Origin of the sequence: Janibacter sp. UYMM211, from assembly GCF_040547045.1 — a bacterium.
GTDB classification, from domain to species: domain Bacteria; phylum Actinomycetota; class Actinomycetes; order Actinomycetales; family Dermatophilaceae; genus Marihabitans; species Marihabitans melonis.
Genome location: NZ_JBEPOY010000002.1, coordinates 29,767 through 47,898, shown reverse-complemented (window position 1 = coordinate 47,898; position 18,132 = coordinate 29,767). Strand labels below are relative to the sequence as shown.

The 18,132-nt window shown below is 74.0% G+C and carries 18 protein-coding genes and 2 tRNA genes; 12 read left to right on the top strand and 8 right to left on the bottom strand.

Annotated features, from left to right (window positions below; all coding sequences use genetic code 11):
• Positions 1–14: 14 nt before the first annotated feature.
• The 7 genes from ABIB53_RS05275 (at position 15) to ABIB53_RS05245 (ending at position 6,473) form a co-directional block, all read left to right on the top strand.
• Positions 15–812 (top strand): GNAT family N-acetyltransferase, encoded by a 798-nt coding sequence (locus ABIB53_RS05275; protein ID WP_354587403.1) that lies wholly within the window; start codon positions 15–17, stop codon positions 810–812.
• A gap of 464 nt (positions 813–1,276) precedes the next feature.
• Positions 1,277–2,008 (top strand): response regulator transcription factor, encoded by a 732-nt coding sequence (locus ABIB53_RS05270; protein WP_354587401.1) that lies wholly within the window; start codon positions 1,277–1,279, stop codon positions 2,006–2,008.
• Positions 2,005–3,456 carry a sensor histidine kinase gene (locus ABIB53_RS05265; protein ID WP_354587400.1) on the top strand — a complete coding sequence of 484 codons (1,452 nt, stop codon included), beginning with the start codon at positions 2,005–2,007 and terminating at the stop codon, positions 3,454–3,456. The genes ABIB53_RS05270 and ABIB53_RS05265 overlap by 4 nt, the downstream gene beginning before the upstream one ends.
• A gap of 42 nt (positions 3,457–3,498) precedes the next feature.
• Positions 3,499–3,903 (top strand): TOBE domain-containing protein, encoded by a 405-nt coding sequence (locus ABIB53_RS05260; protein WP_068272616.1) that lies wholly within the window; start codon positions 3,499–3,501, stop codon positions 3,901–3,903.
• Positions 3,900–4,658, top strand: coding sequence for a molybdate ABC transporter substrate-binding protein (modA, locus tag ABIB53_RS05255; RefSeq protein WP_354587399.1), 759 nt, complete (start codon positions 3,900–3,902; stop codon positions 4,656–4,658). The genes ABIB53_RS05260 and modA overlap by 4 nt, the downstream gene beginning before the upstream one ends.
• Entirely contained in the window at positions 4,615–5,430 is an 816-nt protein-coding gene (locus ABIB53_RS05250; protein WP_354587398.1) for an ABC transporter permease, read from the top strand. The genes modA and ABIB53_RS05250 overlap by 44 nt, the downstream gene beginning before the upstream one ends.
• On the top strand, positions 5,427–6,473 hold the full coding sequence (locus ABIB53_RS05245; protein ID WP_354587397.1) for a sulfate/molybdate ABC transporter ATP-binding protein: 1,047 nt from the start codon (positions 5,427–5,429) through the stop codon (positions 6,471–6,473). Before ABIB53_RS05250 ends, ABIB53_RS05245 begins: the two co-directional genes overlap by 4 nt.
• A 17-nt stretch (positions 6,474–6,490) precedes the next feature.
• Here ABIB53_RS05245 and ABIB53_RS05240 read toward each other — a convergent pair whose 3' ends face one another.
• Positions 6,491–6,991 (bottom strand): hypothetical protein, encoded by a 501-nt coding sequence (locus tag ABIB53_RS05240; RefSeq protein ID WP_354587396.1) that lies wholly within the window; start codon positions 6,989–6,991, stop codon positions 6,491–6,493.
• Positions 6,992–7,175: 184 nt separating this feature from the next.
• Between ABIB53_RS05240 and ABIB53_RS05235 the strand changes: the two genes are divergently transcribed.
• Positions 7,176–9,257, top strand: coding sequence for a glycosyltransferase family 39 protein (locus tag ABIB53_RS05235; RefSeq protein ID WP_354587395.1), 2,082 nt, complete (start codon positions 7,176–7,178; stop codon positions 9,255–9,257).
• Entirely contained in the window at positions 9,254–10,504 is a 1,251-nt protein-coding gene (locus tag ABIB53_RS05230; RefSeq protein WP_354587394.1) for a bifunctional glycosyltransferase family 2/GtrA family protein, read from the top strand. Before ABIB53_RS05235 ends, ABIB53_RS05230 begins: the two co-directional genes overlap by 4 nt.
• Positions 10,505–10,581: 77 nt before the next feature.
• Here ABIB53_RS05230 and ABIB53_RS05225 read toward each other — a convergent pair.
• From ABIB53_RS05225 to ABIB53_RS05205, 5 genes are all read right to left on the bottom strand, one after another.
• Positions 10,582–10,671, bottom strand: a tRNA-Ser gene (locus tag ABIB53_RS05225).
• 48 nt (positions 10,672–10,719) lie between these two features.
• Positions 10,720–12,258 carry an LCP family protein gene (locus tag ABIB53_RS05220; RefSeq protein WP_354587393.1) on the bottom strand — a complete coding sequence of 513 codons (1,539 nt, stop codon included), beginning with the start codon at positions 12,256–12,258 and terminating at the stop codon, positions 10,720–10,722.
• 129 nt (positions 12,259–12,387) lie between these two features.
• Positions 12,388–12,591, bottom strand: a complete 204-nt coding sequence (locus tag ABIB53_RS05215; protein ID WP_068272603.1) for a cold-shock protein — start codon at positions 12,589–12,591, stop codon at positions 12,388–12,390.
• Positions 12,592–12,789: 198 nt separating this feature from the next.
• On the bottom strand, positions 12,790–13,272 hold the full coding sequence (gene aroQ / locus ABIB53_RS05210) for a type II 3-dehydroquinate dehydratase (RefSeq protein ID WP_191564821.1): 483 nt from the start codon (positions 13,270–13,272) through the stop codon (positions 12,790–12,792).
• A gap of 9 nt (positions 13,273–13,281) precedes the next feature.
• Positions 13,282–14,703 (bottom strand): protealysin inhibitor emfourin, encoded by a 1,422-nt coding sequence (locus tag ABIB53_RS05205; RefSeq protein ID WP_354587392.1) that lies wholly within the window; start codon positions 14,701–14,703, stop codon positions 13,282–13,284.
• A gap of 81 nt (positions 14,704–14,784) precedes the next feature.
• On the opposite strand from ABIB53_RS05205, the gene ABIB53_RS05200 reads away from it, so the two are divergent.
• Together ABIB53_RS05200 and ABIB53_RS05195 are read left to right on the top strand one after the other, a co-directional pair.
• Positions 14,785–16,317, top strand: coding sequence for an MFS transporter (locus ABIB53_RS05200; protein ID WP_354587391.1), 1,533 nt, complete (start codon positions 14,785–14,787; stop codon positions 16,315–16,317).
• The gene (locus ABIB53_RS05195; RefSeq protein ID WP_191681640.1) at positions 16,317–16,892 is read left to right on the top strand and encodes a TetR/AcrR family transcriptional regulator; all 576 of its coding nucleotides are present in this window, start codon (positions 16,317–16,319) and stop codon (positions 16,890–16,892) included. Before ABIB53_RS05200 ends, ABIB53_RS05195 begins: the two co-directional genes overlap by 1 nt.
• Positions 16,893–16,921: 29 nt before the next feature.
• Here the strand turns inward: ABIB53_RS05195 and ABIB53_RS05190 are convergent.
• Positions 16,922–17,006 (bottom strand) — tRNA-Ser (locus ABIB53_RS05190).
• 109 nt (positions 17,007–17,115) lie between these two features.
• On the opposite strand from ABIB53_RS05190, the gene ABIB53_RS05185 reads away from it, so the two are divergent.
• Positions 17,116–17,406 (top strand): hypothetical protein, encoded by a 291-nt coding sequence (locus tag ABIB53_RS05185; RefSeq protein ID WP_068272581.1) that lies wholly within the window; start codon positions 17,116–17,118, stop codon positions 17,404–17,406.
• 83 nt (positions 17,407–17,489) lie between these two features.
• Here the strand turns inward: ABIB53_RS05185 and cysE are convergent, their stop codons facing one another.
• Positions 17,490–18,131 (bottom strand): serine O-acetyltransferase, encoded by a 642-nt coding sequence (gene cysE, locus ABIB53_RS05180; RefSeq protein WP_354587390.1) that lies wholly within the window; start codon positions 18,129–18,131, stop codon positions 17,490–17,492.
• Between the last annotated feature and the right edge of the window lies 1 nt (position 18,132).

Genomic DNA, 18,132 nt, shown 5'->3' with positions numbered 1-18,132 from the left:
GCTAGGTTCGACGCATGCTCGCCGGGCTGCCCATCTCGACTCGCACCGACATCGCCGTCGACGTGCTGGGCGGCGCCGACGTCGTCGACCACGGTGACCACCTCGTCGTGCGCACGCCGAGCGCGCCCGACTACCACTGGGGCAACTTCATCCAGGTGACGACGGGCGACCCCGATGACGCGGCGACATGGCTCGCGCGGTTCGCTGGTGAGTTCCCCCGGGCGCGTCACCGCGCGATCGGCCTGTCGCAGCAGTCCTGCGCGAGGGCCTGGCGCGAGGCGGGGCTGCGGCCCGACGTCGTCGAGAGCCTGACGACCGCGATCGCCCCGCCGACGACACCGCTCCCGACGGGCTACCGGGTCACCTCGCTCGAGAGCGACGCCGACTGGGGTGCCCGGCTCGTCGCCGAGCTCGAGCACAACGCCGAGACCGGTGAGCACCCCGCGCAGGAGTACCGGGCCTTCGTCATGCGCCAGACGGTGATCCGGCGGCGCCTCGTCGCTGACGGCGACGCGGCGTGGTTCGGCGCGTTCGACGAGGACGACCGGCTAGCCGCGTCGCTGGGCATCGTCGTGCTGCGTGACCTCGAGCCGACGACCGCGCGCTACCAGTCCGTCCTCACCGGCTCCGCCCACCGTCGGCAGGGTCTGGCCCGGCACCTGCTCGGGGTCGCGGCCCGCTGGGCGGTCCGGCGAGGGGCACGCGAGCTCGTCATCGTCGCCGAGGACGGCACCGCCGCCGCCCGTCTCTACGCCGAGGCCGGCTTCACCCCCGGCGAGCACGCCTACGGCTGGTACTCGCCCGGCAGCTGACCGCCACCGACGACGTGGTCTCGAGGCCGAGGGCTGACCGCGCACCCCGGCCCGGACCGGCTGACCCGCTGCTGACCGAGACACGTCCCGGCCCGTCTCGGGTATCCCGGCCCATCTTGGGTTCCCCGGCACACGCCGGGTCACCCGGCCCGGGAGACCCTCGCCCCTCGGCCGGCGAGATGCTCGTCATCCAGGCCGGCGACCCGGGCACCTCGACCCTCGACGCTCGCGCGGGTGGCGGCGACGGGGGGCTTCCTGCCCGACCACGACGGGCGGCGCAGAGCAGGTGCGGTCGACGGGGTCGTGGGCGTGGTCGTCGTGTCCATGACCGAAGGCTCACCGGCTCGGCTGTGGCGGGGCTGTCACTCCCCCTTCGCCGGGCTGAGGCTCCCTCCTTCGTCGCCCACAGGGATCGCACAGGTGAGCCATAGCGCACGCCCGGACCCCAGGTGTCTACTGGCCGCATGACGAGCTCCTCCGCCGCCCCGCGACTCACCCGACCCGACGGCTCTCCGGTGCGCGTCCTCGTCGTCGACGACGAGGCCAACCTCACCGAGCTGCTGTCGATGGCGCTGCGGTACGAGGGCTGGGATGTGCGCACGGCCGGCACGGGGACCGCGGCGGTGCGCGCGGCCAAGGACTTCGGGCCCGACGCGGTCGTCCTCGACATGATGCTGCCCGACTTCGACGGCATGGAGGTGCTGCGCCGGATGCGCGAGCACGACGAGGCGGTGCCGGTGCTCTTCCTCACCGCGAAGGACGCCGTCGAGGACCGTGTCGCCGGGCTCACCGCGGGGGGCGACGACTACGTGACGAAGCCCTTCAGCCTCGAAGAGGTGGTCGCGCGGGTCCGGGCCCTCATGCGCCGCACCGCCGTGAGCACCGGAGAGGGCAGCCCGCTGCTCGTCGTCGGCGACCTCACCCTCGACGAGGACAGCCACGAGGTGACCCGGGGCGGCGAGGAGATCTCGCTCACCGCGACGGAGTTCGAGCTGCTGCGCTACCTCATGCGCAACCCCCGCCGGGTGCTCTCGAAGGCGCAGATCCTCGACCGCGTGTGGAGCTACGACTTCGGCGGGCAGGCCAACGTCGTCGAGCTCTACATCTCCTACCTGCGCAAGAAGGTCGACGCGGGCCGCGACCCGATGATCCACACGATGCGTGGCGCCGGGTACGTGCTCAAGCCGGTCGGATGACCACCGCCCGCCCCGGTCGCGGGACCTCGCTGACGACCCAGCTCGTCGCCTCCGTCGTCGCCCTCTTCGTCGTCGTCACCATCGTCACCGGCACCGCGACCGTCCTGCTCATGCGCCACCAGCTCATCGCCCAGATCGACGAGCAGGTCGCGACCCAGGTCGACACGCTGCGCCGCGAACCGCCGTACGAGGACCGTGACGGCGACGGCGACGGCGCCTACCCGGCCCCGTGCACCCGTGGCGGCCCCGGTCGCGGCGAGGGCTCGGTCCTCGTCTGCCTCGTGGACGGCCAGGCGACCGGGTACGTCGTCCGGCAGGGCGAGCGGGTGGCGCTGCCCAGCGCGGCGCTGTCCGCCGTGGCCGACGCCGGGATCGCCCCGGCGCCGCGCACCGTCGACGTCTCGGGGCTCGGCGACTACCGGATGGTCGCGCTGCGCACCGCGAGCGGGGCGACGGTCGTCACCGGTCAGCCGCTGGCCCCGGCCACCGACGCGACCCGCAGCCTCCTCGTCGTGCTCGGCTCCGCCTCGCTCGCCGGGCTGCTCGCGACGGTGGCGGTCGGCAGCTGGCTCATCCGCCGCTCCCTGCTGCCGCTGCGCCGCGTCGCGGCGACGGCCACGCAGGTCTCCCGGCTCCCCCTCGACTCCGGCGAGGTCGCCCTCGCCGAGCGGGTGCCCGAGGAGGACACCGACCCCCGGACCGAGGTGGGCCAGGTCGGCCACGCGCTCAACTCGATGCTCGACAACGTCGCCGGGGCCCTCGAGGCGCGCCAGCGCTCGGAGTCCCGGGTGCGGCAGTTCGTCGCCGACGCGAGCCACGAGCTGCGCACGCCCCTCGCCTCGATCCGCGGCTACGCCGAGCTCTCCCGGCGCGAGAGCGAGCCGGTGCCGACCTCGGTGCGCCACGCCCTCGGCCGGGTCGAGTCCGAGGCGCTGCGGATGCAAGGTCTCGTCGAGGACCTCCTCCTGCTCGCGCGGCTCGACGCGGGTCGGGCCCTCGAGCGCGAGCCGGTCGACCTCACGATGATCGCGATGACGGCCGTCGGCGACATCCACGCGGCCGCTCCCGAGCACCGCTGGCGCCTCGACCTGCCCGACGAGCCGGTCGAGGTCGTCGGGGACGAGGGTCGCCTGCGTCAGGTGCTCGTCAACCTCCTCGCGAACGCCCGCACGCACACCCCTGCGGGCACGACGGTGACGACGAGCCTGCGAAGGGAGGACGGCGAGGTCGTCCTCGTCGTCACCGACGACGGGCCCGGGGTCCCCGAGGAGCTGCAGCCCGAGGTCTTCGAGCGCTTCACCCGGGGAGACGATGCGCGCAACCGCGCCGGCGGCTCGACCGGCCTCGGCCTGAGCATCGTCGAGTCGGTCGTCGGCGCGCACGGCGGCCGCATCGAGCTCGCGTCGCGCCCGGGGCAGACCTCCTTCGCCGTGCACCTGCCCGGCTGATCCCGGCTAGAGCAACGCATGTGCGTCTGTAGAGTCGCACTCATGCCGCATCTGCGTATCCACGAAGCCGCCGACTTCCTCGCCGTGAGCACCGACACCATCCGGCGGATGGTCGATGCGGGCACGCTCGTCGCCGGCGAGGACGACGGCGGTCGCCGCACGGTCGACGCGGTCTCAGTAGCGCACCACGCCCGTGAGCACCTGCGCGCGCTGCCCGACCCGGTCGGGCGGCACACGTCGGCGCGCAACCGGCTCGTCGGCATCGTCACCGAGGTCGTCGCCGACACGGTCATGGCTCAGGTCGAGCTGCAGTGCGGCCCCTTCCGCGTCGTCTCGCTGCTCAGCGCCGAGGCCGTGCGCGAGATGGGTCTCGAGCCCGGCGTCGTCGCGGTCGCCGTCATCAAGTCGACGCAGGTCGTCATCGAGACCCCGGACGGTCGGGCATGACCCGCGCCGGCCTCGCGGCCCTGGCTGTCCTCGCCCTCGGGCTCTCCGCGTGCAGCAGCAGCAGCGACGACGCCGGGTCGAGCGAGCTCACCGTCTTCGCCGCCGCCAGCCTGCAGCGACCCCTCGAGCAGATCGCCGCCGACTTCGAGGCGGACCACCCGGGCGTCGCGGTGCGCTTCTCCTTCGCCGGGTCCTCGGATCTCGCCGCCCAGCTCGTCGACGGCGCGCCCGCCGACGTGCTCGCGACGGCGGACGAGCGGACGATGGGCACCGTCGAGGACGCCGACCTGGTCTCCGGCTCGCCGCAGACCTTCGCGACGAACTCGATGACCGTCGTCGTGCCGAAGGACAACCCCGCGAAGATCACCTCGCTCGCCGACCTCGAGGGCGACGTCGACCTCGTCCTGTGCGCCCCGCAGGTGCCCTGCGGGGCGGCCGCGGAGCGGGTCGAGGAGGCGTCGGGCCTCACCTTCGCCCCCGTCTCCGAGGAGGCCAAGGTCACCGACGTCCTCGGCAAGGTCGCCAGCGGCGAGGCCGACGCGGGCATCGTCTACGTCACCGACGCCCAGAGCTCGGACGACGTCGGCACGGTGGAGATCCCGGACGAGGACAACACGACGACGACCTACCCGGTCGCCACGCTCGCCGGCAGCGAGCACCACGACCTCGCCGACGAGCTCGTCGCGGCCGTGCTCGCGGACGCCGCGGGGGATGGAGCGGGGCACCTGGAGGCGGACGGCTTTGCCGCGCCCTGACGTCGCGACCGTGCCGCGCTGGGCGCTGCTGCCCGCGGTCCTCGGCGCGCTCGTCCTCGCCGCGCCCGTGGTGGGGATGCTCGCGAGCGTCGACGTCGCCGGGCTGCCCGCCCTGCTCACCTCGGACCGCGCGCTCGACGCCCTGTGGCTCAGCCTGCGCACCTCTAGCGCGTCGACCGTGCTCTGCCTGCTCCTCGGGGTGCCGCTCGCCCTCGCGCTCGCCCGGCTCCGGCTCTTCGACAACGTCGCCGTGCGCACCCTCGTGCTCCTGCCGCTCGTGCTCCCGCCGGTCGTCGCGGGCATCGCCCTGGTCACCCTCCTCGGGCGGCAGGGTCTGCTCGGGTCGCACCTGGACGCCCTCGGCGTCCGAGTCGCCTTCACGACGCTCGCCGTCGTCATCGCGCAGACCTTCGTCTCGCTGCCCTTCCTCGTCGTGAGCCTCGACGGGGCGCTGCGCTCGGTCGGCGGGCGGCACGAAGGGGTGGCCGCCACCCTCGGTGCCTCACCCTCCGTCGTCTTCCGACGGGTCACCCTCCCGCTCGTGCGGCCGGCGCTCGTCTCCGGCACCGTCCTCGCCTTCGCCCGCTCGCTCGGCGAGTTCGGGGCGACCCTCACCTTCGCCGGGTCCCTGCAGGGCACGACCCGGACCCTGCCGCTGCAGATCTACCTCGAGCGCGAGAGCGACCCCGACGCTGCGGTCGCGCTCTCGGTCCTCCTCGTCGTCGTCGCCGTCGTCGTCATGGCGCTCGCCCGGCCGGACGTGCGCCGATGAGCACGCCCGCCGGCCTCGAGGTCGAGGTCCGCGACCCCGACCGTGGGGTGGACGTGTCCTTCGTCGTGCCCGGGGGGCAGACGACGGCGCTGCTCGGACCCAACGGGACCGGCAAGTCGACCGTGCTCGCGACGATCGCCGGCGTGCACCGTCCCGCGGGGTCGAGCGTGCTGCTCGACGGTCGACGACTCGACCGCCTCCCGCCCCATCGTCGCCGGGTCGCGCTCCTGTCGCAGGACCCGCTGCTGCTGCCCCACCTCAGCGCGCTCGACGACGTCGCTTTCGGTCCGCGCGCGGCCGGTGCGAGCCGGCGCGCCGCGCGCGCGTCAGCGGGCCGGTGGCTCGAGCGGGTCGGCGCGGGGCACCTCGCCGACCGCCGTCCGGGCACCCTCTCCGGCGGCCAGGCCGCACGTGTGGCGCTCGCCCGGGCCCTGGCCGCCGAGCCCGACGTGGTGCTCCTCGACGAGCCGCTCTCCGCGCTCGACGTCGACGCCGCGCCCCAGGTGCGTCACGTCCTGCGCGAGGTGCTGCGGGGGCGGACGGCCGTCGTCGTCACCCACGACGTCGTCGACGCAGCGTTGCTGGCCGACCACGCGGTCGTCGTCGACGGCGGGCGGGTCGTCGAGCAGGGCCCGGTCCGCGACCTCGTGAGCGCCCCGCGCTCCCCCTTCGCCGCCCGGCTGGCCGGGGTCAACCTCGTCAGCGGTGTGCTCGGACCGCCTGGCGAGCTGCGGACCTCTGGCGGCGTCCTGCACGGGCTGCCCGTCGACGCGCCGGAGGGCACGCGGGCCGTCGCGACCTTCCGCCCTGAGACGGTCGCCGTGCACCGCCGTCCGCCCGGAGGCAGCCCGCGCAACGTCGTCGCCGGCACGGTCGTGTCCGTCGAGCCCTCGGGCTCGGCGGCGCGGCTGCGTGCGACGACGAGCCTGGGCCCCCTCGTCGCCGACCTCACCCCGGCCGCGGTGGCCGACCTCGGTCTCGGGCCGGGCGAGACCGTCCACCTCGTCGTCAAGGCGGCAGCGGTGCGGCTCGACACGGTCTGACGGCGCGGCGGACCGCGTCAGGGCAGCGGCGTCAGCCAGGTCGCGAGGACCGCACCGCAGAAGAGCAGCAGCGACACGACCCAGAGGCCCTGGCCGACCCGCAGGTCACGCCGCGCCCCGACGACCCGGCGCAGGTACCGCTGCGGGGTCGCCTCGTGCCCCACGAGCTCGCGCAGCCAGGTCGGGCCGTTCGCCGCGTTGACGAGCAGGAAGAGAGCGACGAGCGCGCTGAGCAGCGACCCCCCGATGAGCAGCATGAGCGCGACACGGGTGTCTCCGGTGTACTTCATGAAGCCCTCGCCCGGCTTCACGGCGAGGCTGGCCAGGACGAGCGTGAGGGTCGCCCCCACCCCGTTGCGCCACCCGTCAGCGCGCTTGCGCACGGCCTGGAGCATCGCCTCCGCCTCCTGCGCCGACGGCTCGTACGTCGTCGTGCCGATGAGCACCTCACCGCGCTCGGCGAGCTCCTCCGACATCGTGAGCACCTCGCGGTCCGCCCGCTTCCCCGGCACCTTCATCACCGTGTCCCCCGCTCTCGTCCCCCGAGCCATGACCGCCCCAGGCTAGGGCCGCCATCCGACGGTGGCGAGGACCGTGCGCTCAGCGAAGGGAGTCCCTGCACCGCCGGCGGCGTGAGGCAGTCAGGAGCGCACCTCAGGACCGCCACAGGCCGACCACAGCGGCGGGCTCGAGCGTGTCGGCATGCACTCGACAACCCTCCCCCGCACCGCCGACGGCGCCGCCGGCTCTCCCTTCGCCCGCCAGGTCGGCACCCGGCCGGCCGCGGCCCGCCACCGCCTCGCGCGGATGTGGCGCGGCCCGGTCGACGACCCGGCGTGGGCCCGCCCCGCCCTCGTCGCCCTGCTCGCCCTCACCCTCGCGACGTACAGCTGGCAGCTCACGGCGAGCGGCTGGGCGAACTCCTTCTACTCGGCAGCCGCGCAGGCCGGGAGCCAGTCGTGGGAGGCCTTCTTCTACGGGGCGTCGGACGCGAGCGGGTCGATCACCGTCGACAAGCCGCCGGCGTCGCTGTGGGTCATGGCCCTGTCGGTGCGCCTGCTCGGGCTGAGCAGCCTGAGCATCCTGCTGCCGCAGGTCCTCATGGGCGTCGCGACGACCGGTGTCGTCGCCGTGACCGTCAAGCGGGTCAGCGGTGCATGTGCCGGCCTGCTCGCGGGCGCCGTCCTCGCCCTCACCCCGGTCGCGGTGCTCATGTTCCGCTTCAACAACCCCGACGCCCTCCTGGTGCTCCTCATGGCGCTCTCCGCCTGGGCGACCGTCCGTGCCGTCGAGCGCGGCTCGGTGCGGTGGATGGGCCTCGTCGGCGTGCTGGTCGGCCTGGGCTTCCTCACGAAGACCCTGCAGGTCCTGCTCGTCGTCCCCGCGCTGGGGCTGGCCTGGCTCCTCGCCGCCCGGACGAGCGGACGGCGGCGTGCCCTCGGCGCGCTGGTCGCGTCGGCAGCCGCCGTCGTGTCCGCGGGGTGGTGGGTCGCGGTCGTCGAGGTCGTGCCCGCGAGCATGCGGCCCTACATCGGCGGCAGCCAGACCAACTCCTTCCTCGAGCTGACCTTCGGGTACAACGGCCTGGGCCGGATCAACGGCGAGGAGACGGGCGCGGTCGGGGGCGGTGGTGGGTGGGGCGAGACCGGCATCGGTCGCCTCTTCTCCTCGAGCATCGGCGGGCAGATCTCGTGGCTCGTCCCCACCGCGCTCGTCCTGCTCGTCGCCGGGCTGTGGCTGCGGGGACGCGCCCCGCGCACCGACCTGCGTCGCGCCGCCTACGTCGTGTGGGGCGGCTGGCTCGTCGTCACCGCCCTCACCTTCTCCTTCATGGCCGGGATCTTCCACGAGTACTACACCGTCGCTCTCGCCCCGGCCGTGGCCGCACTCGTCGGCATGGGCGCCGCGGACGTGTGGTCGGCTCGTGGACGCCTGGGGGGCAGGCTCGTCCTCGCCGGCGCGACCGCCGTCGGCGCAGCGTGGTCCACCGTCCTGCTCAGCCGCACCACCGCGTACGGGGACTGGCTGCGGGTGAGCGTCCTCGTCCTCGGCCTCGCAGCCGCCCTCGGTCTGCTCCTCGCCGACCGGATGAGCCGCCGGGCAGCCGCGGCCGTCGCGAGCGCCGCCGTCGTCGCGCTCCTGCTCGGCCCGACGGCCTACTCCGCGACGACGATCTCGCAGGCGCACACCGGGTCGATCGTCACGGCAGGCCCGAGCACCGCTGGCCGGGGCGGGCCCGGGGGTCAGGGAGGTCCGGGCGGGCAGGGCGGACCTGGGAACCAGGGAGGTCCCGGGGGCCCGGGAAGACAGGGCGCTCAGCCTCCCCAGGCCATGCCCGGGCAGGGCACCGCGCCGGGTGCAGCACCAGGCGGCGCTCCGGCCGGTGGCGGTGCCGGTGGCATGGGTGGGCTGCTCGACGCCAGCACCCCGAGCACCGAGGTCGTCGCAGCCCTCTCCCAGGACGCGTCCCGCTACCGCTGGGTCGCGGCGGCGGTCGGCAGCCAGAACGCCGCGGGCCTGCAGCTCGCGACCGAGCTGCCCGTCATGGCGATCGGAGGCTTCAACGGCTCAGACCCGAGCCCGACCCTCGAGGAGATGCAGCAGCTCGTCGCCGACGGCGACATCCACTACCTGCTCGCCGGCAGCGGGATGGGTGGGTCGGGCTCGGGGTCGGCCGCGCAGATCCTCGAGTGGGCCTCGAGCCGGTACGAGCAGGTGAGCATCGACGGGACGACCTTCTACGACCTCACCGCGCCGCTCGCCACGACGCAGGCGGCGTCATGAGCACCCTCGTGCGCACCGAGCCGACGCCCGAGGTGACAGGTCCCCCCTTCGCCCCGGCGACGACCCCCGACCCGGTGACCCGGGTGCAGCAGGAGCGCCCCGGGCCGCCGCCCGTGCTCGAGGTCGTCGTGCCGGTCTACGACGAGGAGGTCACGCTCGCGGCGTGCGTGCGCCGGCTGCACGCGCACCTGCGCGACACCTTCCCCTACCCCTACCGGATCACCGTGGCCGACAACGCGAGCACGGACCGCACGTGGCAGGTCGCGCTGGACCTCGTCGAGGTGCTGCCCGAGGTCGCCGCCGTGCACCTCGACGCCAAGGGGCGTGGACGCGCCCTGCGTGCTGTGTGGGCGGCGTCGGACGCCCCGGTGCTCGCGTACATGGACGTCGACCTCTCCACCGATCTCGACGCGCTGTGGCCGCTCGTCGCGCCGCTCATGTCCGGGCACAGCGATCTCGCGATCGGCACCCGTCTGCACCGCACGAGCCGTGTCGTGCGGGGGACGCTGCGCGAGACGACGTCGCGCGGGTACAACCTGCTGCTGCGGGCCGGTCTCGGGGTCGGGTTCAGCGACGCCCAGTGCGGCTTCAAGGCCGTGCGCGCCGACGTCGCCGCCGAGCTGCTGCCGCTCGTCGAGGACACCGCGTGGTTCTTCGACACCGAGCTGCTCGTCCTCGCCGAGCGCTGCCGCCTGCGCATCCACGAGGTGCCCGTGGACTGGTGGGACGACCCGGACAGCCGGGTCGACGTCGTCGGTACGGCGCTGGACGACCTGCGCGGGATGCGCCGGGTCCACCGGGCGCTGCGTCGCGGCGAGCTGCCGGTCGAGCAGATCCGGGAGCGGGTCGGGCGCAACGCCCCCGTGGGCGGTGTCGTCGGCGGGCAGGTCGTGCGCTTCGCGCTCGTCGGGGCGACCACGACGCTGCTCCACCTCGCGCTCTTCGCAGTCCTGGCGACAGCCTTCGCGCCGCAGCCGAGCAACCTGCTCGCCCTGCTCGTCGCGACCGTCGTCAACACCTCGGCCAACCGGAGGTGGACCTTCGGCCTGTCGGGGGCGAGGGGTGCCCTGCGTCACCAGGCCCAGGGCCTGGCGATCTTCGGTGCGACGTGGGCCATGACCGCAGGAGGGCTCGCCGCCCTCGGGGCGGTCCTGCCGCACGCGCCGACGCCCCTGCAGACTCTCGTGGTCGGTGGGTGCACCGTCGCGGCGACCGTGGCCAAGTTCGCCCTCATGCGTCGCTGGTGAGCGAGCGCGAAGCGCCCCTTGCGGGTCACCGCACATGACGGAGGGCCCCGCACCAGAGGTGCGGGGCCCTTCTGCTGCGGAGGCGGAGGGATTTGAACCCTCGATGGGCGGTTAGCCCAAACCGCATTAGCAGTGCGGCGCCATAGACCGGACTAGGCGACGCCTCCAGACAACCCGCACACACTAACCGGCGGAGTGCGTGGTCTCCAAAGCGATCAGCCGCAGATGTCCTCGGTGGCCGTGCGCGGGGTGATCTTGCCGGGCGCCGGGGGCGCGGAGACCGTCGGCGCCGGGATGTCCTTCGTGCCCGTGCGTCCCTCGACCTCGCGGGCCGTCGGCGCGCCCATGCCGAGCACGAGGACCACCGCGCCGGTGGCGCTGTCGTCCTCGACGAGCTTGGCCCCCGGGTAGGCGGCGGCGACGGTCCGGGCCGCCTCCTTCTCGCCCGGGGCGTACCGCACCTGGACACCGGTGACCCGCCCGGTGGGCCCGGTCCCGGCGACGGTGGCCCCGAAGCCCTGGACGCCGAGCGCCGTGGACTCCTGGGTCGCCAGGCCCTCGGCGCTCGTGTCGTTGACGACAGAGACCGAGATCTTGTCGGGGGTGACGGTGAGCGGCGTGGCGGGCGTGGTCTTCTTCTTCGCGCCGGGCAGCTCGGTGTCGTCGCGCACGGCGTCCCACAGCTCGGCCGCCGGCTTCTCCTGCCACTGCACGCGGTTGGAGTCGGCCGGGTAGGGCTCGGTCGGCACCGTGACGAAGGAGAGGTTGTCGATGCCGAAGCCGCGCAGGCTGCTCGCGATGTCCCGCAGGACGCCGAGGGAGAGGTCCTCGTCAGCGGTCATCGACTCCGTCGCGGCGTCGAGGAAGGAGTAGAGGCGGTCGGGGCGCAGGAGCAGCGAGCTCTTCGTCGCCTCCTGGGCCATCGAGGACATGAAGGCCTGCTGGCGCTCGATGCGCCCGAGGTCCGAGCCGTCGCCGAGCGACTTCCGGGCGCGGACGTAGCCGAGCGCCTCCTTGCCGTCGACCTTCTGCCGCCCGGCAGGCAGCGTGATGTGCGCGTCGGAGTCCTCGAGCGGCTGGGGCAGGCACACCTCGACGCCGCCGAGCGCGTCGACCATCTTCTGGAAGCCGGAGAAGTCGACGACGACGACATGGTCGACGTACACCCCGGTCAGACCCTCGAGGGTCTTGACCGTGCAGGCCGGGCCGCCCTTGTTGAAGTTGTAGTTCCACTGCCGCATCTCGCCGTTCTCCACGGTCGAGGCGGGGTCCTCGCAGTCCGTGGGCGCCATCGTCATCGAGTCGCGCGGGATGGAGACGACGAAGGCGGACCTGCGGTCGGCGGAGATGTGCACGACGAGGTTGGTGTCGGAGTGCGCCCCGCCCTCGACGGTGTCGGTGCCGTACTCAGTCGTCCCCAGCCCCTGGCGGGTGTCGGAGCCGACGACGAGGATGTTGAGCGGGCCCGCGGGTCCGCCGCTGTTCTCGGGGCGGGCGGTCGAGCCGGTGCCGATGTCGACCCGGGTGATGTTGCCGTTGAGGCGGTAGCCCGCGACAGCCACGCCGGCGCCGACGAGCCCGATCACGCACGCGACGGCGATGCCCGCGACACGCAGACGACGCCGCCGCCGGCGGCGCCGCTGGAGCCGCTCCTCGAGGCGCCGCGACCGGGTCGCGGCAGCGGACCCCTCGGACTCGGAGCCGTGGCCCTCGTGCTCGCCCTCGGGCTGCGTCCACTCGCTGTCATCCGTCATCGCCCGGCGACGATACCAACCCGTGACCATCCAGCCCGAATGCTGCGGGACGCAGACCGAGGCCCCCGGCAGTGCCGGGGGCCTCGGTGTGGTGCTGGTGGCGCGCTGCGCGCGCCGTACGTCAGATCCTCAGACGGGACGGACGCGGTCGGCCTGGGGGCCCTTGGGACCCTCGGTGACCTCGAACTCGACGCGCTGCGCCTCTTCGAGGCTGCGGTAGCCGGTGGTGTCGATGGCGGAGTAGTGAACGAACACGTCCGGGCCACCGCCGTCCTGGGCGATGAAGCCGAAGCCCTTTTCAGCGTTGAACCACTTAACGGTGCCCTGTGCCATGGGGTGAATCTCTTTCGTGTGATCTGTGGAGCAGGTAGCTCCTTGTGCTAGCTGCAAAGATCCCCTACCCGCGACAACAGACCGACTGGTGGGCCGGACCCGCGACAACGTGCGAAGTCGTACTGCAACTCAGCGACGACGCTATCAGCAATGCCGCTGACGTGCTCGCCCTGAGCGGAGCAGTGAGACGAGACCGCCTCAGGCCGGGGGCCTGGACGGGGCCACCCGGGCGCGGATGGCGTCGAGCGCCTCGAGGTACCCGGCGGTGCCACGACCGACGATCACGTCGTCGGCGATGTCGGAGATGTAGGAGTGGCGCCGGAAGGCCTCGCGGGCATGGATGTCGCTGATGTGGACCTCGACGACCGGGCCGCTGACGCTGGTGAGCGCGTCGCGGATGGCCACCGAGGTGTGGGTCCACCCGCCGGCGTTGATGACGACGCCGACGGCGTCGTGACGGACCTCGTGGACGGCGTCGATGAGGACGCCCTCGTGGTTGGTCTGGCGGAAGTCGAGCGCCCACCCGAGCTCGTCGGCCCGCGCGGCGCACATCGCCTCGACGTCGGCCAGCGTCTCGTGCCCGTAGATGTGGGGCTCGCGCTCGCCGAGGAGGTTGAGGTTCGGCCCGTTGAGGACGACGACGGCGCGCCTGCCCGTCTGCGTCTGCCCCTGCTCGCTCACCCGGGCACCCTACGACTGCCCGACGGCGGGCTCGCCCGGCGGCTCGCTCTGCGGACCGCCCGCGGCGATGGTGCGGTCGAGGAGCGCTCGGGTCGAGGGCGGCAGCACCGGCTCGGGGACCTGCACGTCGAGCGGAGGCTGGTCGCAGGAGAGCCCGTAGCAGAAGGAGTCCGGTCGGCTCGGCTCGGCGGCTGCGTAAACGGCGAGCTCGGGGTCGGCGAGCAGCGACGCCAGCGCGGTGCGGTCGTCGTCGGGCAGCTCGCCGAGGGTGACCGTGCGCCGACGCACGAGGCCGGCGACACCCCCGGACCGGGTGAGCGTGAGCTCCGTCGTGTGGGTCGGCGCGGGCTGCTGCCCGCCCGCCGGCTCGTCCGCAGGCCCCTGGGTGCCCTCGCCCTCGGCCGGGACGACACCGACACCCTGCCAGGCGGCGAGCACCTGAGCAGCGACCTCGTCGTCGTAGCGGGCCCGGGCGGCGACCACGGTGAGCGCGGCGAAGCGGGCGAAGTCGCAGTCGGCCCGGATGTCGCCGAGGATCGTGTCGACCCAGATCTGGCCGGCGCGCTCCCACGCGGGCCCGCCCAGCGCCGTGGCGAGCAGGTAGAAGGCGCGGTTCGGGATGCCCGAGTTGATGTGGACGCCGCCGTTGTCGGCGCTCGTCACGACGAAGTCGTCCATGTGACCCGGCTGCGGGTCCTTGCCCATGCGGGGGTCGTCGTAGGCCGTGCCCGGCTCCGACATCGAGCGCAGCGCCCGACCCTGCACCCCCGGGGCGAGCAGCTCGGCACCGACGAGCCAGTCGGCCGCGTCGGCGTCCTGGTCGAGGTGGTGCTGCTTGACGAGCACCCCGAAGACGTCGGAGACGTGCTCGTTGAGCGCACCCGACTGGCCCTGGTAGACGAGGCCGGAGGTGAGCTCGGTGACCCCGTGGGCGAGCTCGTGGCCGATGACGTCGAGGCTCGCGGTGAAGCGGGTGAAGATCACGCCGTCGCCGTCGCCGAAGACCATCTGCGAGCCATCCCAGAAGGCGTTGTCGTACTGCTGCCCGTAGTGGACGGTGCCGACGAGGCCCATGCCGCGCCCGTCGAGGGAGTCACGGCCGTACACCGTCCGCCAGAAGTCGCGGGTCGCGCCGAGCCCGTCGTACGCCTCGTCGACGGCCGCGTCACCCGTCGCGGGGTCGCCCTCGCCGCGCACGAGGTCACCGGGCAGCTGCTGCTCCCCCTTCGCGTCGTGGACGCTGCGGGCGCCGCCCACGGCAGGTGCGTCCGGGGTCGCCCCCTCGTCCGGGAGCGCGCCGCGCGTGCGCCGGGCCCGGCGCAGCTCGGCGTCGACCGCCCGCACGTGCCTCGCACGGGCGGCCAGCTCGGGGTCGCCGGAGGCGGCGAGGGCGTCGAGGAGGTGCGGCGGGACGATCGCGCAGTGGCTCATGGACCCATGTAACTCCCGTGCACCGACACCCACAACAGGGACGAGTGGATTACTGCACCGACCAGTCGGTATAGTAATTGGGTGAGCACCGCCGCACCCCTCTCCCCCCGACGCCGCTGGGCGGCCCTGTCCGTCCTCGTCGGGGCCGTGCTGCTCCTCGCGATCGACAGCACCGTCCTCTACCTGGCGGTGCCGAGCCTGACGCGCGACCTCGCGCCCAGCGGGACCCAGGTCCTGTGGATCGGCGACATCTACTCGCTCGCCCTCGCCGGGCTGCTCGTGACGATGGGCACGGTCGCCGACCGCTTCGGGCGGCGCCGCACCCTGCTCGTGGGTGCAACTGCGTTCGGGGCGGCCTCGGCGGCAGCAGCGTTCGCCCCCACCGCAGGTGCCCTCATCGCCGCCCGCCTGCTCCTCGGCGTCGCCGGCGCGACGATCATGCCGAGCACGTTGTCGATCATCCGAGACCTCTTCGTCGACCCGGTCGAGCGCAGCCGCGCCATCGCCGTCTGGGCAGCGGCCTCGGGCGGCGGGCTCGCCCTCGGCCCCCTCGTCGGCGGCGTGCTGCTCGAGCGCTTCTGGTGGGGCTCGGTCTTCCTCATCAACGTGCCGGTCGTCCTCGCCATCGTCGTCGGCGGCCTGCTCCTGCTGCCCGAGTCGCGCAACCCCGCACCGGGTCGCTTCGACCTCGTGAGCGCCGCGCTGTCGGCCGTGACCGTGGTGCCGGTCGTCTACGCGGTCAAGCACGCCACGACGCACGGGCTCGACCTCACCACGGTCGGGCTCGTCGCGCTCGGCGTCCTCGCCGGTCTCGCCTTCGTCAGCCGGCAGCGCCGCAGCCCCGACCCGACGATCGACGTCAGCCTCTTCCGCAACCCAGCCTTCACCGGCGCGGTGCTCGCGACCCTCATCTCGATCTTCGCCCTCACCGGGCTGCTCTTCTTCTTCTCGCAGTACCTGCAGCTGGCCCGCGGGATGCGCCCGCTCGTCGCCGGGCTGGCCGAGATGCCGGCGACCCTCGCGTCCATCGCCGTCGTCGTGCTCGTCGGCGCGGCCCGACGCCGCCTCGGCATGGGCCGCGCCATCGCCGCAGGCCTGGCCGTCGCGTCCGTCGGCCTCGTCGCGGTCGCGGTCGCCGAGGCCGCCCCCGGGTACCTCTGGCTCGGCCTGGCCCTCGTGCCGATCGGGCTCGGCGTCGGGCTGGCGATGACGCTCGCGACCGATGCCGTCGTCTCGGCGGTGCCACGCGCCCGGGCCGGCGCCGCCGCGTCGGTGTCCGAGACGGCCTACGAGCTCGGGGTCGCCCTGGGCATCGCGGTGCTCGGGTCCGTCGTCACCCTCGCCTACCGCTCCGGCCTGCACCTGCCCGGCGAGATCACCCCGTCGGCCCGAGCCACGGCGCAGGACTCCTTCGCCGGGGCCACCGGCGTGCTCGAGGCCGGCTCGCCCGCGGGCGAGGCCGCGCGCGAGGCCTTCGTCGGGGCCATGCAGGTGGCCTCGCTGTCCGCAGCAGCCATCATGGCCGTGGCGGCGCTCGTCGCCTGGCGCACCATCCCGTCCGAGACGGCCCCCGAGGCCGCACCCGTCCCCGAGCCCCTGGAGACCCGAGCCTGATGCCCCGCACCGCCGGCCGCAGCCCTGAGCAGACCCGACGTCTCGTGCTGGACGCAGCCGCCGCCGTCGTCCGTCGCACCGGCCCCGGCGCCACGCTCGACGCGGTGGCGGCCGAGGCGGGCCTGTCCAAGGGCGGGCTCGTCTACCACTTCGCGAGCAAGGAAACCCTCCTGCTCGCGCTCGCCGAGGACCAGACCGAGCGCTTCCGGGCGGCGGTCGAGGCCGCGGACGACCCCGACGACGGGGCCCCGGGCCGGCTCACCCGCGCCTACGTCCGCACGTGCCTCGACGAGCCGCTCGACCCGCACGGGCTGCGCGACGACATCCTGCTCACCGCCCAGCTCATGACGATCCCCGCGGTGCGCGAGCTCGCGCACGCCGACCAGCTGCGCTGGGAGCGGGACCTCGCTGCCGACGGCCTCCCGCAGGACGTCGTCGAGCTCGTGCTCGCCGCAGCCGACGGGGCGAGCGCGGCCCTGCTGTGGGGCGGCGAGGTCGACGCGGCCCGTCTGCGCCGGCTGCAGAGCCGGCTCGTCGAGATGACGCGCGAGCCGACCCGGTGGAGCGCGCCGTAGGACCTGGCGCCGAGCCGGCCCGTCCAGGGCGGCGGGTGTGGGATTTGAACCCACGAGGGGTCTCCCCCTGGTCGCTTTCAAGGCGACTGCACTCGGCCACTATGCGAACCCGCCAGAGGCCCCACGAGGGGGCCGCCGGGGCTCACCGTAACCCGAGGCGGCGGGTAGTGTCGCAGCACATCCGAGCGGGCCCCGCCCGCCCGGGAGCGACGAGAGGACCTGCATGGCCAAGCTGACCTTCATCGCCGGTGCCGCGGCCGGGTACGTCCTCGGCACCCGCGCCGGACGAGAGCGCTACGCCCAGATCAAGGCCGGCTCCGGCCAGCTGTGGCGCTCACAGCCGGTACAGCGCCAGGTCGCCTCCGCACGCCACGTCGCGAAGACCCGGGTCGCCCCCGCGGCGCTCGACGCCGTGAGCACCGCGGCCACCGCCGCCGGGGACCGCCTGCGCGAGGGCGCCGGCCGGATCAGCGCCGACTCCGAGCGCGACGTGCGCTCGAGCGTCGAGCGCTAGCCCGGACGCAGACCCGCCCCACGCACGACGAAGGGGGTGCGACCACCTGGTCGCACCCCCTTCGCCATGCCTCGTGACGGTCCTCAGATGAAGATCGCCGGGTCGAGGAAGGGCAGGTCGAGCGGGTCGACGTCACGCTCGGTGACGGCGCGCCGCTCCTCCACCTGCGGGAAGCGGTAGACCGCGGGCACGCCCGTCGCGACCGCGCCGGTCGGCACGTCCTTGACGACGACCGAGTTCGCGCCGACCTTGACGTTGCTGCCGACGTGGACCGGGCCGAGGATCTTCGCCCCGGCGCCGACGAGCACGGAGTCGCCGAGCGTCGGGTGCCGCTTGACCCGTGCGTGCGACGTCCCGCCGAGCGTCACGCCGTGGTAGAGCATGACGTCGTCACCGATCTGGGCGGTCTCGCCGATGACGACTCCCATCCCGTGGTCGATGAAGAAGCGACGCCCGATGTGCGCCCCCGGGTGGATCTCGACCCCCGTCACCGCCCGCGAGACGTACGCGAGCAGCCGCGCCGGCCACCTCGTCGCGGGCCGCTGCCACCAGCGGTGGGCGATCCGGTGCAGCCAGATCGCGTGCAGCCCGGCCGAGGTGAGCAGGACGACCAGCCGCGACGTCGCCGCGGGGTCACGCCGCATCGCCGCGTCGACGTCCTCACGGACGGTCATCCACGGGGTCGGGTGATCCGGCATCGGCGAAGGGGGAGCGAGCAGGTCCATG

What these genes read in the sequence shown, in the direction of transcription:
- ABIB53_RS05275 (WP_354587403.1), top strand. Translation starts at nt 15, where the DNA reads ATGCTCGCCGGGCTGCCCATCTCGACTCGCACCGACATCGCCGTCGAC.
- ABIB53_RS05270 (WP_354587401.1), top strand. Translation starts at nt 1,277, where the DNA reads ATGACGAGCTCCTCCGCCGCCCCGCGACTCACCCGACCCGACGGCTCT.
- ABIB53_RS05265 (WP_354587400.1), top strand. Translation starts at nt 2,005, where the DNA reads ATGACCACCGCCCGCCCCGGTCGCGGGACCTCGCTGACGACCCAGCTC.
- ABIB53_RS05260 (WP_068272616.1), top strand. Translation starts at nt 3,499, where the DNA reads ATGCCGCATCTGCGTATCCACGAAGCCGCCGACTTCCTCGCCGTGAGC.
- modA (WP_354587399.1), top strand. Translation starts at nt 3,900, where the DNA reads ATGACCCGCGCCGGCCTCGCGGCCCTGGCTGTCCTCGCCCTCGGGCTC.
- ABIB53_RS05250 (WP_354587398.1), top strand. Translation starts at nt 4,615, where the DNA reads ATGGAGCGGGGCACCTGGAGGCGGACGGCTTTGCCGCGCCCTGACGTC.
- ABIB53_RS05245 (WP_354587397.1), top strand. Translation starts at nt 5,427, where the DNA reads ATGAGCACGCCCGCCGGCCTCGAGGTCGAGGTCCGCGACCCCGACCGT.
- ABIB53_RS05240 (WP_354587396.1), bottom strand. Translation starts at nt 6,991, where the DNA reads ATGAAGGTGCCGGGGAAGCGGGCGGACCGCGAGGTGCTCACGATGTCG.
- ABIB53_RS05235 (WP_354587395.1), top strand. Translation starts at nt 7,176, where the DNA reads ATGCACTCGACAACCCTCCCCCGCACCGCCGACGGCGCCGCCGGCTCT.
- ABIB53_RS05230 (WP_354587394.1), top strand. Translation starts at nt 9,254, where the DNA reads ATGAGCACCCTCGTGCGCACCGAGCCGACGCCCGAGGTGACAGGTCCC.
- ABIB53_RS05220 (WP_354587393.1), bottom strand. Translation starts at nt 12,258, where the DNA reads ATGACGGATGACAGCGAGTGGACGCAGCCCGAGGGCGAGCACGAGGGC.
- ABIB53_RS05215 (WP_068272603.1), bottom strand. Translation starts at nt 12,591, where the DNA reads ATGGCACAGGGCACCGTTAAGTGGTTCAACGCTGAAAAGGGCTTCGGC.
- ABIB53_RS05205 (WP_354587392.1), bottom strand. Translation starts at nt 14,703, where the DNA reads ATGAGCCACTGCGCGATCGTCCCGCCGCACCTCCTCGACGCCCTCGCC.
- ABIB53_RS05195 (WP_191681640.1), top strand. Translation starts at nt 16,317, where the DNA reads ATGCCCCGCACCGCCGGCCGCAGCCCTGAGCAGACCCGACGTCTCGTG.
- ABIB53_RS05185 (WP_068272581.1), top strand. Translation starts at nt 17,116, where the DNA reads ATGGCCAAGCTGACCTTCATCGCCGGTGCCGCGGCCGGGTACGTCCTC.
- cysE (WP_354587390.1), bottom strand. Translation starts at nt 18,131, where the DNA reads ATGGACCTGCTCGCTCCCCCTTCGCCGATGCCGGATCACCCGACCCCG.